General features: G+C 72.8%; 12 protein-coding genes and 1 riboswitch. Of the genes, 11 read left to right on the forward strand and 1 reads right to left on the reverse strand.

Annotated elements, in window-relative coordinates; translation table 11 throughout:
* Positions 1 to 17 precede the first annotated feature (17 nt).
* Positions 18 to 1,250 (reverse strand): MFS transporter, encoded by a 1,233-nt coding sequence (locus tag J2Z30_RS37785; protein WP_044568487.1) that lies wholly within the window; start codon positions 1,248 to 1,250, stop codon positions 18 to 20.
* Between the two features lie 193 nt (positions 1,251 to 1,443).
* On the opposite strand from J2Z30_RS37785, the gene J2Z30_RS37790 reads away from it, so the two are divergent.
* The 11 genes from J2Z30_RS37790 (at position 1,444) to J2Z30_RS37840 (ending at position 13,233) form a co-directional block, all read left to right on the forward strand.
* On the forward strand, positions 1,444 to 2,670 hold the full coding sequence (locus J2Z30_RS37790) for an ROK family transcriptional regulator (protein ID WP_044568486.1): 1,227 nt from the start codon (positions 1,444 to 1,446) through the stop codon (positions 2,668 to 2,670).
* A gap of 140 nt (positions 2,671 to 2,810) precedes the next feature.
* Positions 2,811 to 4,115, forward strand: coding sequence for an alginate lyase family protein (locus J2Z30_RS37795; protein ID WP_044568485.1), 1,305 nt, complete (start codon positions 2,811 to 2,813; stop codon positions 4,113 to 4,115).
* A gap of 596 nt (positions 4,116 to 4,711) precedes the next feature.
* Positions 4,712 to 4,842, forward strand: a riboswitch (FMN riboswitch).
* A 155-nt stretch (positions 4,843 to 4,997) separates the two neighbouring features.
* The gene (gene ribD, locus J2Z30_RS37800; protein ID WP_044568484.1) at positions 4,998 to 6,122 is read left to right on the forward strand and encodes a bifunctional diaminohydroxyphosphoribosylaminopyrimidine deaminase/5-amino-6-(5-phosphoribosylamino)uracil reductase RibD; all 1,125 of its coding nucleotides are present in this window, start codon (positions 4,998 to 5,000) and stop codon (positions 6,120 to 6,122) included.
* A 1-nt stretch (position 6,123) separates the two neighbouring features.
* Positions 6,124 to 6,756 (forward strand): riboflavin synthase, encoded by a 633-nt coding sequence (locus J2Z30_RS37805; RefSeq protein WP_044568483.1) that lies wholly within the window; start codon positions 6,124 to 6,126, stop codon positions 6,754 to 6,756.
* Positions 6,753 to 8,090, forward strand: coding sequence for a bifunctional 3,4-dihydroxy-2-butanone-4-phosphate synthase/GTP cyclohydrolase II (locus tag J2Z30_RS37810; protein WP_245388881.1), 1,338 nt, complete (start codon positions 6,753 to 6,755; stop codon positions 8,088 to 8,090). Before J2Z30_RS37805 ends, J2Z30_RS37810 begins: the two co-directional genes overlap by 4 nt.
* A 66-nt stretch (positions 8,091 to 8,156) precedes the next feature.
* Positions 8,157 to 8,642, forward strand: a complete 486-nt coding sequence (gene ribH, locus J2Z30_RS37815; RefSeq protein WP_020867014.1) for a 6,7-dimethyl-8-ribityllumazine synthase — start codon at positions 8,157 to 8,159, stop codon at positions 8,640 to 8,642.
* A 36-nt stretch (positions 8,643 to 8,678) separates the two neighbouring features.
* A complete protein-coding gene (locus J2Z30_RS37820) occupies positions 8,679 to 8,951 on the forward strand; it encodes a phosphoribosyl-ATP diphosphatase (RefSeq protein ID WP_044568481.1) in 273 nt (90 codons plus the stop codon).
* Positions 8,952 to 9,059: 108 nt separating this feature from the next.
* Positions 9,060 to 9,908 (forward strand): ATP phosphoribosyltransferase, encoded by an 849-nt coding sequence (gene hisG, locus J2Z30_RS37825; RefSeq protein WP_044568480.1) that lies wholly within the window; start codon positions 9,060 to 9,062, stop codon positions 9,906 to 9,908.
* A gap of 74 nt (positions 9,909 to 9,982) precedes the next feature.
* Positions 9,983 to 10,438, forward strand: coding sequence for a PH domain-containing protein (locus tag J2Z30_RS37830; RefSeq protein WP_044568478.1), 456 nt, complete (start codon positions 9,983 to 9,985; stop codon positions 10,436 to 10,438).
* Positions 10,439 to 10,759: 321 nt separating this feature from the next.
* Positions 10,760 to 12,124 carry a hemolysin family protein gene (locus J2Z30_RS37835; protein WP_044581110.1) on the forward strand — a complete coding sequence of 455 codons (1,365 nt, stop codon included), beginning with the start codon at positions 10,760 to 10,762 and terminating at the stop codon, positions 12,122 to 12,124.
* Entirely contained in the window at positions 12,121 to 13,233 is a 1,113-nt protein-coding gene (locus J2Z30_RS37840; RefSeq protein WP_044568477.1) for a hemolysin family protein, read from the forward strand. The genes J2Z30_RS37835 and J2Z30_RS37840 overlap by 4 nt, the downstream gene beginning before the upstream one ends.
* The last annotated feature ends 81 nt before the right edge of the window (positions 13,234 to 13,314 follow it).

The following is a 13,314-nucleotide window of genomic DNA, read 5'->3' on the forward strand; positions in this document are numbered from 1 at the left end:
CCCCGGCGGCCCCCCCGTCAGGAGAGCGTGGCCCGGGACGTCGACGGGTCGGAGTGCGGGGCGGAGCCCGTGGCGTCCGTCCCCGCCGGGGTCCGCAGCACCCCGGCCCCCGCCACCAGCCCCAGCGCCAACGTCGTGACCAGGCAGAACGAGATCGTCAGCGAGGTCAGATCCGCGATCGACCCCATCGCCGCCGGAGCGATCAGCCCCGAGGTGTAGGTGATCGTGGCGACGCCCGCGATGGCCTGGCTCGGGGCCGGGCCGCTGCGCCCGGCGGCGGCGAAGGCCAGCGGTACCACGACCGCGATGCCCAGGCCGATCAGGCCGAATCCGGCGATGGCGAGGGCGGGCCCGGAGGCGGTGACCACGAGGATGCCCCCGGCGGTGGCGAGGACGCCGCCCGCCCGTACGGTCCGCACCGGCCCGAAGCGGCCCACCACCGCGTCCCCGACGAGCCGGGCGCCGGCCATCGTGCAGGAGAAGACGGTGGTGCAGGCGGCGGCGAGGCCGGGAGAGGTGTCCAGGGCGTCGCGCAGATAGACCGCCGACCAGTCCAGGCTCGCCCCCTCCGCGAAGACCGCGCAGAATCCCACCGCGCCGATGATCAGCGCGGAGCGGGGCGGCAGGGCGAAGTGGGGCGGCGGATGCTCCTCGGGGGCGCTGCGCAGGTCCAGGACCCAGTGGCAGGCCACCGCGCCGAGCACCGTGAGGATCCCGGCGGCGATGGCGAGGTGGAGCCGGGCGTCGGCCTCGGCATGCGCGGCGACCGTGCCCGCCGCCGAACCGGTGAGCGCGCCGACGCTCCACATGCCGTGCAGTCCGGACATGATCGAGCGGCCGAGGCGGTTCTCGATCTCCACACCGAGGGCGTTCATCGCGACGTCGGACATCCCGGCGGTCGCGCCGAAGATGAGTAACGCACCGCACAGCCAGACCAGTCCGGGCGCGAGCGGAGGCATCACCAGCCAGGCGGTCCACAGGGCGAGCAGTCCGCGCAGTGCCGCGCGGGCGCCGAAGCGATGGCTGATCCGCCCGGCCAGGGGCATCGCGACCGAGGCCCCGATGGCGGGGAAGGCGAGTGCGAGGCCGAGTTGACCGGCGCTCAGGTCCAGCCGCTCCTGGACCCAGGGGATACGGGTGGCGAAGTTGCCGGTCACCGCGCCGTGCACGGCGAACACCGCCGCCACGGCGATCCGGGCCCGCCGTACCGGACGCATCTCGGACGCCCCGGACTCCTTGAGCCTGCCCATACTTGTCGCACCCTCCCCGTAGCGCCGACCCGTGTCCGCGTCCGTACCCGCGTGCCCGTACACCCGTGCCCGTGCCCGTACCTGTACCCGTACCCGTGCTTGTGCTCGGCCTGTGCCGTGGCCCACCGGAAACTATCAGGAAGGCTCCCTGATAGATAGAGCTTTTCCCACGGCCTTCTGGAAGGATCCCGGCATGACCTCGACAAAGGCGTCCGTGGCGGGCCGCACCGCCTCTCCGAGTACGGCGCGGGCCATCAACGACCGCCTCGCCCTGCACCTGCTCAAGGACAAGGGGCCGTTGACCGCGGGGGAGCTCAAGTCACTGACCGGGCTGTCCCGTCCCACCATCGCGGACCTGGTCGAGCGGCTGCGGCAGACCGGACTGGTGGCGGTCGTGGGGGAGTCGGGGGCGGAGCGCCGGGGGCCCAACGCCCGGGTGTACGGGCTCGTCGCCGACAGCGCGCATGTGGCCGGGGTGGATGTCCGTACGGACGGTGTCGCCGTGTGCGTGGCCGATCTGCTGGGCCGGACCGTGGCGGAGGAGTCGCTTCCGGTGGCCCCGGACGTGGATCCGGCGCATACCGCGGCGGCCGTGGTGGCCCTGGTGGAGCGGGCCGCCGAGCGGGCCGGGGCGGCGCCGCTGCACCGCATCGGCATCGGGATGCCCGGCCTCATCGACCCCGCCACCGGGGAGCTCAACTCCCCGGGCGGGCTGCCCTCCTGGCACCGGGAGCTGGCCACCGCGCTGCACGGCGGTCTCGCGGCACCGGTGCTGCTGGAGAACGAGGTCAATCTCGCCGCCGTCGCCGAACAGCGGCTGGGCGCGGTGCGCGACCGCGACACCTTCGTACTGCTGTGGCTCGGCCACGGCATCGGCGCGGCCGTGGTGCTGGACCGGGTGCTGCGGCGCGGTGCGTCCGGCGGCACCGGGGAGATCGGCTTTCTGCCGGTGCCGGGCACCGTGGGGCTGCCCTCCGCCACCGGCTGCGACGGCGGATTCCACTCCCTGGTGGGCAGCGCCGCGGTCTGTGAACTCGCCCAGCAGCATGGTCTGGAGGCCGCGGCGGGCGGCTTGCACGGGGGCGGAGCGGAGGGTTCCGGCGCGGCGGAGGCGGTGATCCGCGCGGCCCTGGAGGCGGGGGAGCGGGGCGAGACGTTCCTGGACGCGCTGGCGGCCCGTATCGCGCTGGGCGTCGCCGCGATCTGCGCGGTGCTCGACCCGGGGTGCGCGGTGCTCGGCGGCGAGGTCGGCCGGGCCGGGGGCGAGGGGCTCGCCCGGCGGGTGGAGGAGCATGTGGCCCGGCTGTCGCCGCTGCGGACGTGGGTGCGCGCGGGGGTGGTGGGCGGCGGCGGGGTGCTGCGGGGTGCCGTGCTGACGGCGCTGGACGCGACGCAGAACGAGCTGTTCGGCGCTCCGTAGGCCGCCGTGGCCCGGCGGTTGGCCGCCCCGGTGGGGGAGAGCGGATTCCTGTGCGATCTCTTGTCGTGCCCATGGAGCCGTCTTACTCTGAGCCCGATCTCAATTCTGAATAGCGTTCAGCTATCTGATTGGAGTGCTCGATGGGTGCACCTCCAGCGGGACGCGGGCGGATCGCTCGGGCGATCGTCGTCGCCGCCGCCCTCCTGGCCGTCCTGGCGATCCCCGCCGCCCCCTCCGCGCAGGGCGCCGAGCGCGTCCGGCATTCCGGCCCGGTGCCCCGTACGGTGGTGCTCGACGGGCCCCGACTGTCCCTCACCAAGCTGAAACTGCAGCTCGGAGACCGGAATCTGCGGCGGACCGTACGTGATCTGACCACCCAGGCCGACCAGTGGATGAAGCAGGGCCCCTGGACGGTCACCGACAAGGACCAGGTGCCGCCCAGCGGCGACAAACACGACTACTTCAGCCAGGCCCCCTACTGGTGGCCCAGTCAACCCAAGACCGAGGACAATCCGTACGGCTGCCCTTACGTTCAGAAGGATGGCCAACGGAACCCCGACGTGGACAAGATGACGGACCGTCCCGAGGTCGGGAAGGTCTTCGAGTCCGCCTACGAGCTCTCCCTGGCCTGGTACTACACCGGTAAGCGGGCCTACGCCGAGCACGCCGCGGACATCCTGCGCACCTGGTTCATCACCCCGGAGACCCGGATGAACCCGAACCTGAACCACGCGCAGTTCATCCCCTGCATGTACGACGGCCGCTCGATCGGGATCATCGACTTCTCCCAGGCCTTCACCAGCCTCCTCGACGCCGCCGCGCTCCTCGACACCGGCGCCCCCGGCTGGTCCAACAGCGACCACGCGGGCTTCCGCACCTGGAACAAGCAGTTCCTGGACTGGCTGGTGAACAGCGACTTCGGCAAGGAGGAGGGCGCCGCCGAGAACAACCACGGCACCTTCTACGACATGCAGGTCGCCGCCATCGCCACCGCCGTGGGCGACCGGGACCGCGCCCGCCAGGTGCTCCGCGACGCCCGCACCAAGCGCATCGACACGCAGATCGCGGCCGACGGCACGCAGCCGCAGGAGCTGGAGCGCACCCGGAGCTTCCACTACTCGACCTTCAACCTGGTCGCGTACACCCGGATGGCCGCCATCGGGAAGCACGTCGGGGTGGACCTGTGGCACTACACCGGGCCCGGTGGCGCGAACCTCTTCAAGGCGGTCGATGTCCTGCTCCCGGCGGCCACGGGCACCGCGCCCTGGCCGTACCCGGAGCTCGACTTCCGCGCCTACGCGGCGAGCGACATCGTCCACGCGGCGGCCGACGCGGGTGACCGCAAGGCCCGTGCGGCGCTGCCCAAGCTCCAGACCCCGCCCGGCGGCGACCTGTGGGCCCTGCGGCCGGCGGTGGAACAGCTCGACAGCATCGCCCAGGGCTGACCGCTCCGGTGACAGGCCCCGGCGGGGGTCGGGGGCGGGCCGGTGGTCACCGGTTGCGGCGGTGCCGGGCGCGTTTCTCCCCGCCCCGCCCCTTCCCGATCCGGTGGCAGGCCCCCGGCCCCCCGCCGCGGCTCAGGCCGCCGAGGTCCGGGCACCCTGCGAGCGGTAGGGGGTCCCACCCTCACCCGTCACCTGTGGGGCGTCGGGGTCTTGGCGGGGTTCCGTGGTGTGGAGGGCGCCCCGGGCGGGGTTCGGGGCCTGCCCCCGGTTTCGGGGAGGGGGCCCCATCCCCACCCGTCACCTGTGGGGCGTCGGGGTCTTGGCGGGGTTCCGTGGTGTGGAGGGCGCCCCCGAAGGGGGCTCGGGGGCCTGCCCCCGGTTCGGGAAGGGGCGGGGTGGGGGATCCCTCCCGGGCTCGGGTGCGGGAACCGGTCCTGACCGTCGGGCGGGGAAACCGTTCCCGACCGGGGTGGGGGATCCGGCCCGGACCGGGGCGTGGGGCCCCTCCGGGGCTTGGGTGGGTGAGGGAGGCCACACGGGGGTGGCCTCCCAGCTGGGCCGATGGTCGTGGCAGACTGGGCGCGTACCAGTGACGTCAGCGCACTCCGGGGTCGGTGAAAATCCGAACCGGCGGTTACAGTCCGCGACCCGTCCGCCGCCAGCGGCCGGTTGACCAGGTGAAATTCCTGGACCGACGGTGAAAGTCCGGATGGGAGGCAGTGCGCGGCGGTAGCGACATCACCGGTGCGCCGCCTCGGCGGTTCGCCCTCGCGTATGAGGGATGCGGACCTTTGCCGATCCCGGCGTGCTGGCGGCGGCGTTTCCGCTTCCGTGTCATCTCGACAGCCCCGGAGTCCGTGCCCGAAGAGGCAGGAGGACCCGGTGGCCACCGCAGCCGAAGCCCAAGCGATGCGCCATGCCGTCGCGCTCGCCGCCCGCGGCCTCGGCCACACCAGCCCCAACCCCGTCGTCGGCTGCGTCATCCTCGACGCCGGTGGCCGCGTCGTCGGCGAGGGCTGGCACCAGCGGGCCGGCGGACCGCACGCCGAGGTCCACGCGCTGCGCGCGGCGGGGGAGCGGGCCCGAGGCGGCACCGCCGTCGTCACCCTCGAACCCTGCGACCACACCGGCCGCACCGGCCCTTGCTCGCAGGCCCTGGTCGCCGCCGGGATCGCCCGGGTCCACTACGCCGTCGCCGACCCCACCGCCCAGGCCAAGGGCGGCGCCGCGACCCTGGCAGCCGCCGGGGTCGAGGTCGATGCCGGACTGCTGGCGGAGGAGGCCGAGGCGGTCAACGAGCCCTGGCTGACCGCGATGCGCCGCGGCCGCCCCTTCGTGCTGTGGAAGTTCGCCGCGACCCTGGACGGCCGCAGCGCCGCCGCCGACGGCACCAGCCGCTGGATCACCTCCGCCGAGTCCCGCGCCGATGTGCACCGGCTGCGTGCCGAGGCCGACGCCGTCGTCGTCGGCTCCGGCACTCTGCGCGCCGACGACCCCCACCTGGCCGTACGGGACCGGGAGGGCGCCACCCAGCCGCTGCGGGTCGTCGTGGACACGGGCGCCACCGTCAAGCCCGGTGCCCGGGTTCTGGACGACGCCGCGCCCACGCTGATCGCCGTCGCCGAGGACGCGGGCATCGCGCATCTGCCGCGGCGGCCGGGCGTGGAGACCGTAAGGCTGCCGCGCGCGGAAACCGGCCTCCGGATCCCCGCGCTCCTGGCCGAGCTGCACGGCCGCGGGGTGCGCTCCGTCCTGCTGGAGGGCGGGCCCACCCTCGCCGGGGCGTTCCTCGCCGCGGGCGCCGTCGACAAGGTCGTCGGCTATCTCGCCCCCGTCCTGCTCGGCGCGGGCCCCGCCGCCCTCGCCGACGCCGGAATCACCACCATCGCGCAGGCGTTGCGCCTCGAGACGGCCGATGTGACCCGGCTCGGTCCCGATCTGCGCGTCACCGCCGTCCCCATCGCCGTCCCCGTTGCCGTCCCCGCCCCCCTCGCCGAGGAGAACTGAAGTGTTCACCGGAATTGTCGAAGAACTGGGTGAGATCGTCGCCATCGAGCACCTGGGCGACGCGTCCCGCTTCCAGGTACGCGGCCCCGTCGTCACCGAAGGGGCGAAGCACGGCGACTCCATCGCCGTCAACGGCGTCTGTCTCACCGTCGTCGACATCACCGAGGACGCGGAGGGCACCCGGTTCAGCGCCGACGTGATGGCCGAGACCCTGAACCGCTCCGGTCTCGGCGCGCTCGACATCGGCTCCCGGGTCAACCTCGAGCGCCCGATGGCGCTGGGCGGGCGGCTCGGCGGCCACATCGTGCAGGGCCATGTGGACGGCACCGGCGCCATCGTGGACCGCAAGCTCTCCGAGCACTGGGAGATCGTGAAGATCTCGCTGCCCGCCGAACTCAGCCGCTATGTCGTCGAGAAGGGCTCCATCACGGTGGACGGCATCAGCCTCACCGTCGTGGACGCGGGCCCCGACTACTTCACCGTCAGCCTCATCCCGACGACCCTCGCGCTCACCACGCTCGGGGTCAAGCAGGCCGGTGACCCGGTCAACCTCGAGGTGGACGTACTCGCCAAATACGTCGAGCGGCTGCTCGGACGGGACAACGGCACGCAGGACAAGGAGGCCACATCATGAGTGAGGCATACGCGGTGACCGACGACCCGCAGCCGAGCAACGGCCCGGCCGCCTCCCTGCGCACCGCGCACTGGCCCGACGAACTGGCGCTGGACCCCATCGAGCGCGCCATCGCCGACATCGCCGCGGGCCGCCCCGTGGTGGTCGTGGACGACGAGGACCGGGAGAACGAGGGCGACCTCGTCGCCGCCGCCGAGACGATCACCCCCGAGATCGTCGCCTTCATGATGAACGAGTGCCGTGGCCTCATCTGCGCGCCCATGGAGACCGCCGAACTCGACCGGCTGCGGCTTCCGCAGATGGTCGAGGAGAACACCGAGTCCATGCGGACCGCCTTCACCGTCTCGGTCGACGCCACCGCCGAACACGGGGTCAGCACCGGTATCTCCGCCGCCGACCGGGCCACCACCCTGCGGCTGCTGGCCGACCCGGACACCACCCCCGGCGACCTCGTCCGCCCCGGCCACATCTTCCCGCTGCGCGCCCGCCCCGGCGGGGTGCTCGAGCGTGACGGCCACACCGAGGCCGGGGTCGACCTCGCCCGGCTGGCCGGACTGCGCCCGGCCGCCGTGATCTGCGAGATCGCGGGGGAGGACGGTGCCATGCTGCGCCTGCCCGACCTGGTGGCCTTCGCCCACAAGCACGACCTGGCGATCGTCTCCATCGCCGACCTGATCGCGTACCGCAAGCCCGCCGAGCCGCTTGTGCGGCGCGAGGCCGAGACCCGGCTGCCCACCGCCTTCGGCGACTTCCGGGCGTACGGCTACCGCGCGGCCGACGGCGTCGAGCACATCGCGCTGGTCCAGGGCGACCTCCGGGACGGCGAGGACGTGCTGGTCCGGGTCCACTCCGAATGCCTCACCGGCGATGTCTTCCACTCGCTGCGCTGCGACTGCGGCCCCCAGCTGCACGCCGCGCTGGAGCGGGTCACCGCTGAGGGCCGGGGCATCGTCCTGTATCTGCGCGGCCATGAGGGGCGCGGGATCGGACTGCTGTCCAAGCTGCGCGCGTACGAGCTGCAGGAGCTGGGCCGGGACACCCTGGACGCCAATCTGGAGCTCGGCCTGCCCGCCGACGCGCGGGACTACGCCGCGGGCGCGGAGATCCTCGCCGACCTCGGCGTGCGCTCGCTGCGGCTGATGACCAACAACCCCGAGAAGACCATGGCGCTGGTCCGGCACGGGCTGCGGGTCACCGGCCGGGAGCCGATGCCCGTCCAGGCCGGGGAGCACAACCTCCGCTACCTCCGCACCAAGCGGGACCGGATGGGGCATGACCTGCCCTGGCTGGATGGCGACCGCGCCGAGCCCGTATCGGCCTGCGGCAACCAGTAGCCACACCAACGCACCACCACAGAAGCACCAGAAACACCAGAAGCACGAGAAACACCGAGGAGAGACGTGAGCGGTAAGGGCGCCCCCGAACTGTCCGTGAAGAACTGCGGGGACCTGCGCGTCGCCGTCATCGCCGCACAGTGGCACGAGAAGGTGATGGACGGGCTGCTCGACGGCGCCCTGCGCGCGCTGGGCGAGCTCGGCATCGACGAGCCCACCGTGCTGCGGGTGCCGGGCAGCTTCGAACTGCCGGTGGTCGCCAAGGTGCTCGCGGGCCGCGGCTATGACGCGATCGTGGCCCTGGGCGTCGTCATCCGCGGCGGCACCCCGCATTTCGACTATGTGTGCCAGGGCGTCACCCAGGGGCTGACCCAGGTCAGCGTGGACACCGGTGTGCCCATCGGCTTCGGCGTGCTGACCTGCGACACCGACGAGCAGGCCCTGGACCGGGCCGGGCTCGCGGGCTCCAGCGAGGACAAGGGCCACGAGGCGGTCACCGCGGCCGTCGCCACCGCCACCACCCTGCGCTCGGTCGCCGAACCCTGGCGCTGAGGGGCGTCACACGACCCAAGTAGGATGACGGACACGATGCCCAAGAAGACGTTCGAGGAGCTCTTCGCCGAGCTCCAGCAGAAGGCCGCCACGGCCGACCCCGCCACTTCCCGCACCGCCGAGCTGGTCCACTCCGGTGTGCACGCCATCGGCAAGAAGGTCGTGGAGGAGGCCGCCGAGGTGTGGATGGCCGCCGAGTACGAGAGCGACGAGGCGACCGCCGAGGAGATCTCCCAGCTCCTGTACCACCTTCAGGTGATGATGGTCGCCAAGGGGCTGACCCTCGACGACGTCTACGCCCACCTCTGAACACCCCGTCGGACACCCGCACCCCCGCTATCGAGCTGGCCGAGCCACTGAGCTGGCCGAGCCAACCGAGCCACCGAGCCAACCGAGCCACCGAAGGAAAGAGCACTCATGCTGCGCATCGCCGTCCCCAACAAGGGTTCACTGTCCGAGCCTGCGTCGGCGATGCTCCATGAGGCGGGCTACCGGCAGCGCAAGGACCGCAAGGAGCTGGTCCTGGTCGACGCGGAGAACGAGGTGGAGTTCTTCTTCCTCCGCCCCCGCGACATCGCCGTCTACGTGGGCTCCGGCCGGCTCGACATCGGCATCACCGGCCGCGATCTGCTGCTGGACTCCGGTTCCCAGGCCGAGGAGATCATGCAGCTCGGCTTCGCCGGGTCCACCTTCCGCTACGCCACCCGTCCCGGCACGGCCAAGGACGTCAGCGAGTTCGGCGGGATGACCGTGGCCACCTCCTTCGCCGGACTGGTCACCAAGCACCTCGCCGACAACGGTGTGGACGCCGCCGTGGTCCACCTCGACGGCGCCGTCGAGACCGCCATCCAGCTCGGTGTCGCCGAGGTCATCGCGGATGTGGTCGAGACCGGCACCACCCTGCGCAACGCCGGGCTGGAGATCATCGGCGAGCCCATCCTGGAGTCCGAGGCGGTCGTCATCCGCCGCACCGGCGACCCCAGCGACGACCCCAAGGTCCAGCAGTTCCTCCGCCGGATGCAGGGCGTCCTGGTGGCCCGGCGCTACGTGATGATGGACTACGACATCCGGGTGGAGCAGGTGGAGCGCGCCGTGGCGCTCACCCCGGGCCTGGAGTCGCCCACCGTCTCCCCGCTGCACCACGAGGGCTGGGTCGCGGTCCGCTCGATGGTCCCCACCAAGGACGCCCAGCGGATCATGGACGAGCTCTACGAGCTGGGGGCACGGGCCATCCTCACCACCGGCATCCACGCCTGCCGCCTCTGACGGCCCGCCCCGTCCCTGCCCCCATCCCGTTCCCTCCCATCCCTCCCATCCCTGCCATCCGAGAGGCCGACCAGGTGTCCGCCGCCGCGCCCGCCCCCGCCCTCCCCGTCACCTTCCGGCCGACCAGGACCCGGGCCGTCCTGATGACCGTCGGTGTCGCCGTCCTGGTCGTCCTCACGGCCGTAGCCCTGCTGTTGGAGCGGCTGGGGCCGGGGGAGCGGGCCAGCTTCGTCCTCACCGGACTGCTCTTCTTCGGGGTGCTGACGCTGCTCAGCCGCCCCAAGGTGGTGGCCGAGGAGGGCGGTGTGACGGTGGTCAACCTCACCACCAAGCGCCGGCTGGAGTGGGCGGAGGTGCTCCGGGTCAATCTGCGCCCCGGCGACCCCTGGGTCTATCTGGACCTCGCCGACGGCACCAGCCTGCCCGCGATGGGCATTCAGCCGGGCATCGCCAAGGCGCACGCCATCAGCGACGCGCGGGCCCTGCGCGCCCTCGCCGAGCGGCACGGGACGGGCCGTGCCGCGGACTGAGCCACCCGGCCGTACCGCCCGGCCCCGGCGGTGTTGAGCAGCCCCTTTACGTCCGCTTCCGCCCCCTGCCGGGCGGGCCCCACGAACCGGCCGACGAGCGGATCGGCACTCCAACGGCGTGAGGGGCCTGCCCGTCATGCCCCATCCTTGATTACTCTGTTGCCGGGGCCGAACGGTGCCCCGCCCCGCCTCTCCAGCGCGCACGCCCGCGTGGCGCCCCCGGCGGGCTCCCCTGCGACCCGAGGAGTGACTCCCTCAGCAGATGGACGGATCGTCCTGTAGTACCTGCGCCGCCGCCGACCACGAGGCGGCGGCATGAGCATCACCCTTTCCCTCCTGCTGCTGTCCGCGGCACTCGTCCTGATCCTCGCCAACGGCTTCTTCGTGGCCGCCGAATTCGGCCTGGTCACCGTCGAGCGGCCGGACGCCGAGCGAGCCGCCGACGAGGGCGACAAGCGCGCCCGTACCGTCGTCGAGGCGCTGCGCGAGCTGTCCTTCCAGCTCTCCGGCACCCAGCTCGGCATCACCATCACCTCGCTGATCGTCGGCATGCTGGCCGAGCCCGCGCTCGGCCATCTGCTAACCGCGCCGCTGGAGGCGGCCGGGCTGCCGCACGGCGCCGTGTCCGGTGTCGCCATCGTGCTCGGCATGCTGCTGGCGTCCGCCGTCCAGATGGTCATCGGCGAGCTGGTGCCCAAGAACTGGGCGGTCTCCCGGCCGCTGCAGGTCGCCCGCTTCGTCGCGGGCCCGCAGTACGCCTTCGCCCGCTTCTTCCGGCCCGTGATCGCCCTGCTCAACACCGTGGCCAACCGGCTGGTGCGGGCGCTGGGCGTGGAGCCCACCGAAGAGCTGGCCTCCGCCCGCACCCCCGGTGAGCTGGTCTCGCTCGCCCGCCACTCGGCGCGGGCCGGCGCGCTCGAACAGGACACCGCCGATCTGTTCGTCCGTACCCTCTCGCTGGGCGAGCTGACCGCCCAGCACGTGATGACCCCGCGGGTGCGGGTGAGCGCGCTGCACTCCACGGCGACCGCTGTGGATGTGCTCAATCTCACCCGGGCCACCGGGCTGTCCCGCTTTCCCGTCTACCGCGACCGGCTGGACGAGGTCATCGGGATGGTGCACCTCAAGGACGCCCTCGCGGTGCCGTCCGACGACCGGCTGCGCACACCCGTCAGCCGGATCGCCCAGTCCCCGGTGCTGGTCCCCGAGACGCTGCCGGTCCAGCCGCTGCTGGAGCGGCTGCGCAGCGAGCAGCCGATAGCCGTGGTCGTCGACGAGTACGGCGGCACGGCCGGTGTGGTCACGCTGGAGGACATCGTCGAGGAGCTGGTCGGCGAGGTGCGCGACGAGCACGACGACGAGGCCGCGGAGACCCCCGACCTGGTGCAGACCCTCACCGAGGACGGCCGCACCGTATGGGACGCCGACGGCGGCTGCCGCGTCGACACCCTGCGCCGGATCGGCCTCGACGCGCCCGACGGGCCGTACGAGACCGTGGCCGGGCTGGTGGCCGATCTGCTGGCGCGGATCCCCGTCCCCGGCGACATCGCCGAGCTGCCCGGCTGGAAGCTGGCCGTCCGGCAGGTCGGCCACCACCGGGCGGAACTGGTGCGCATCGTCCGTACGAGTACGCCGCCCGTGCAGCCGAGTGCCCCTGCCGTGGCCGGGAAGGCGGTCGGACGATGAGTCTGGTACAGCTTCTCTTCGCCGTTCTGCTGGTCCTGGCCAACGGCTTCTTCGTGGGCGCCGAGTTCGCCCTGGTCTCGGTGCGCCGCAGCCAGATCGAGCCGCGCGCGGCCGAGGGCTCCGGGCGCGCCCGTACGGTGCTCACGGGCCTGGAGAACCTGCCGCAGATGATGGCGGCCGCCCAATTCGGCATCACCATCTGCTCGCTGACCCTCGGCGCGGTCGCCGAGCCGACCGTCGCCGAACTGCTGGAGCCGGTCTTCCACGCCGTCCATCTGCCCGAGCAGCTGATCCATCCGCTCGGCTACGCCATCGCGCTCGCCCTGGTGGTCTTCCTCCATCTGGTCATCGGCGAGATGGTGCCGAAGAACCTGGCCATGGCGGCGCCGGACAAGACCGCGCTGTGGCTGGGCCCCGGGCTGGTCGCCTTCGCGCGGCTGTGCCGGCCGGTCACCGCGCTGCTGGGGGCGTGCGCCCGGCTGGTGCTTCGGCTGTTCCGGGTGGAGCCCAAGGACGAGGTCGAAGCCGTCTTCACCAGCGAGCAGCTGACCCATCTGGTCGAGGACTCCCGGCAGGCCGGGCTGCTCGACCCCGGGGAGCAGGCGCGGCTGGCGGACGCCCTGGAGCTGGGCAGCCGCCCGATCACCGACGTCCTCCTGGACCCGGCGGGCCTGGTCACCGTGGATCCCTCGGTCACCCCCCGGCAGATCGAGGAGCTGACCGTGCGCACCGGCTACTCGCGCTTCCCGGTGCGCGGCCCCGGCGGCGCCTTCATGGGCTATCTGCATGTGAAGGACGTCCTGGAGCTGGAGTTCCCGGAGCGGGCCGTGCCGCAGCGGGTCTGGCATCCGATCGAGACGCTCCGGGCGGAGCTTCCGCTGGACGACGCCCTCACCGCGATGCGCCGGGCCGCCTCCCATCTGGCGGCCGTCGCCGACGCGTCGGGCACGGTGCTGGGGCTGGTGGCCCTGGAGGACGTCCTGGAGAAGCTGGTCGGCGAGGTCCACGACCCCGCCCACCGGGACGGGACCCGGGACCGGGTGGCCGAGCCCAGGGGTGAGGCGGCGCCCGCCGTGCCCTCCGGGGAGGAGCGGGCGATGGTCGGCTGACCGCGGTCGCGGTCGCGGTCGCGGTTGCGGTTGCAGTTGCGGTTGCAGTTGCGGTTGCGGTTGCGCCTGCGGCGGGCCGTT

This window comes from Streptomyces iranensis (genome assembly GCF_017874715.1).
GTDB classification, from domain to species: domain Bacteria; phylum Actinomycetota; class Actinomycetes; order Streptomycetales; family Streptomycetaceae; genus Streptomyces; species Streptomyces iranensis.

What these genes read in the sequence shown, in the direction of transcription:
- J2Z30_RS37785 (WP_044568487.1), bottom strand. Translation starts at nt 1,250, where the DNA reads ATGGGCAGGCTCAAGGAGTCCGGGGCGTCCGAGATGCGTCCGGTACGG.
- J2Z30_RS37820 (WP_044568481.1), top strand. Translation starts at nt 8,679, where the DNA reads ATGCCCAAGAAGACGTTCGAGGAGCTCTTCGCCGAGCTCCAGCAGAAG.
- J2Z30_RS37810 (WP_245388881.1), top strand. Translation starts at nt 6,753, where the DNA reads ATGAGTGAGGCATACGCGGTGACCGACGACCCGCAGCCGAGCAACGGC.
- J2Z30_RS37795 (WP_044568485.1), top strand. Translation starts at nt 2,811, where the DNA reads ATGGGTGCACCTCCAGCGGGACGCGGGCGGATCGCTCGGGCGATCGTC.
- hisG (WP_044568480.1), top strand. Translation starts at nt 9,060, where the DNA reads ATGCTGCGCATCGCCGTCCCCAACAAGGGTTCACTGTCCGAGCCTGCG.
- J2Z30_RS37840 (WP_044568477.1), top strand. Translation starts at nt 12,121, where the DNA reads ATGAGTCTGGTACAGCTTCTCTTCGCCGTTCTGCTGGTCCTGGCCAAC.
- J2Z30_RS37790 (WP_044568486.1), top strand. Translation starts at nt 1,444, where the DNA reads ATGACCTCGACAAAGGCGTCCGTGGCGGGCCGCACCGCCTCTCCGAGT.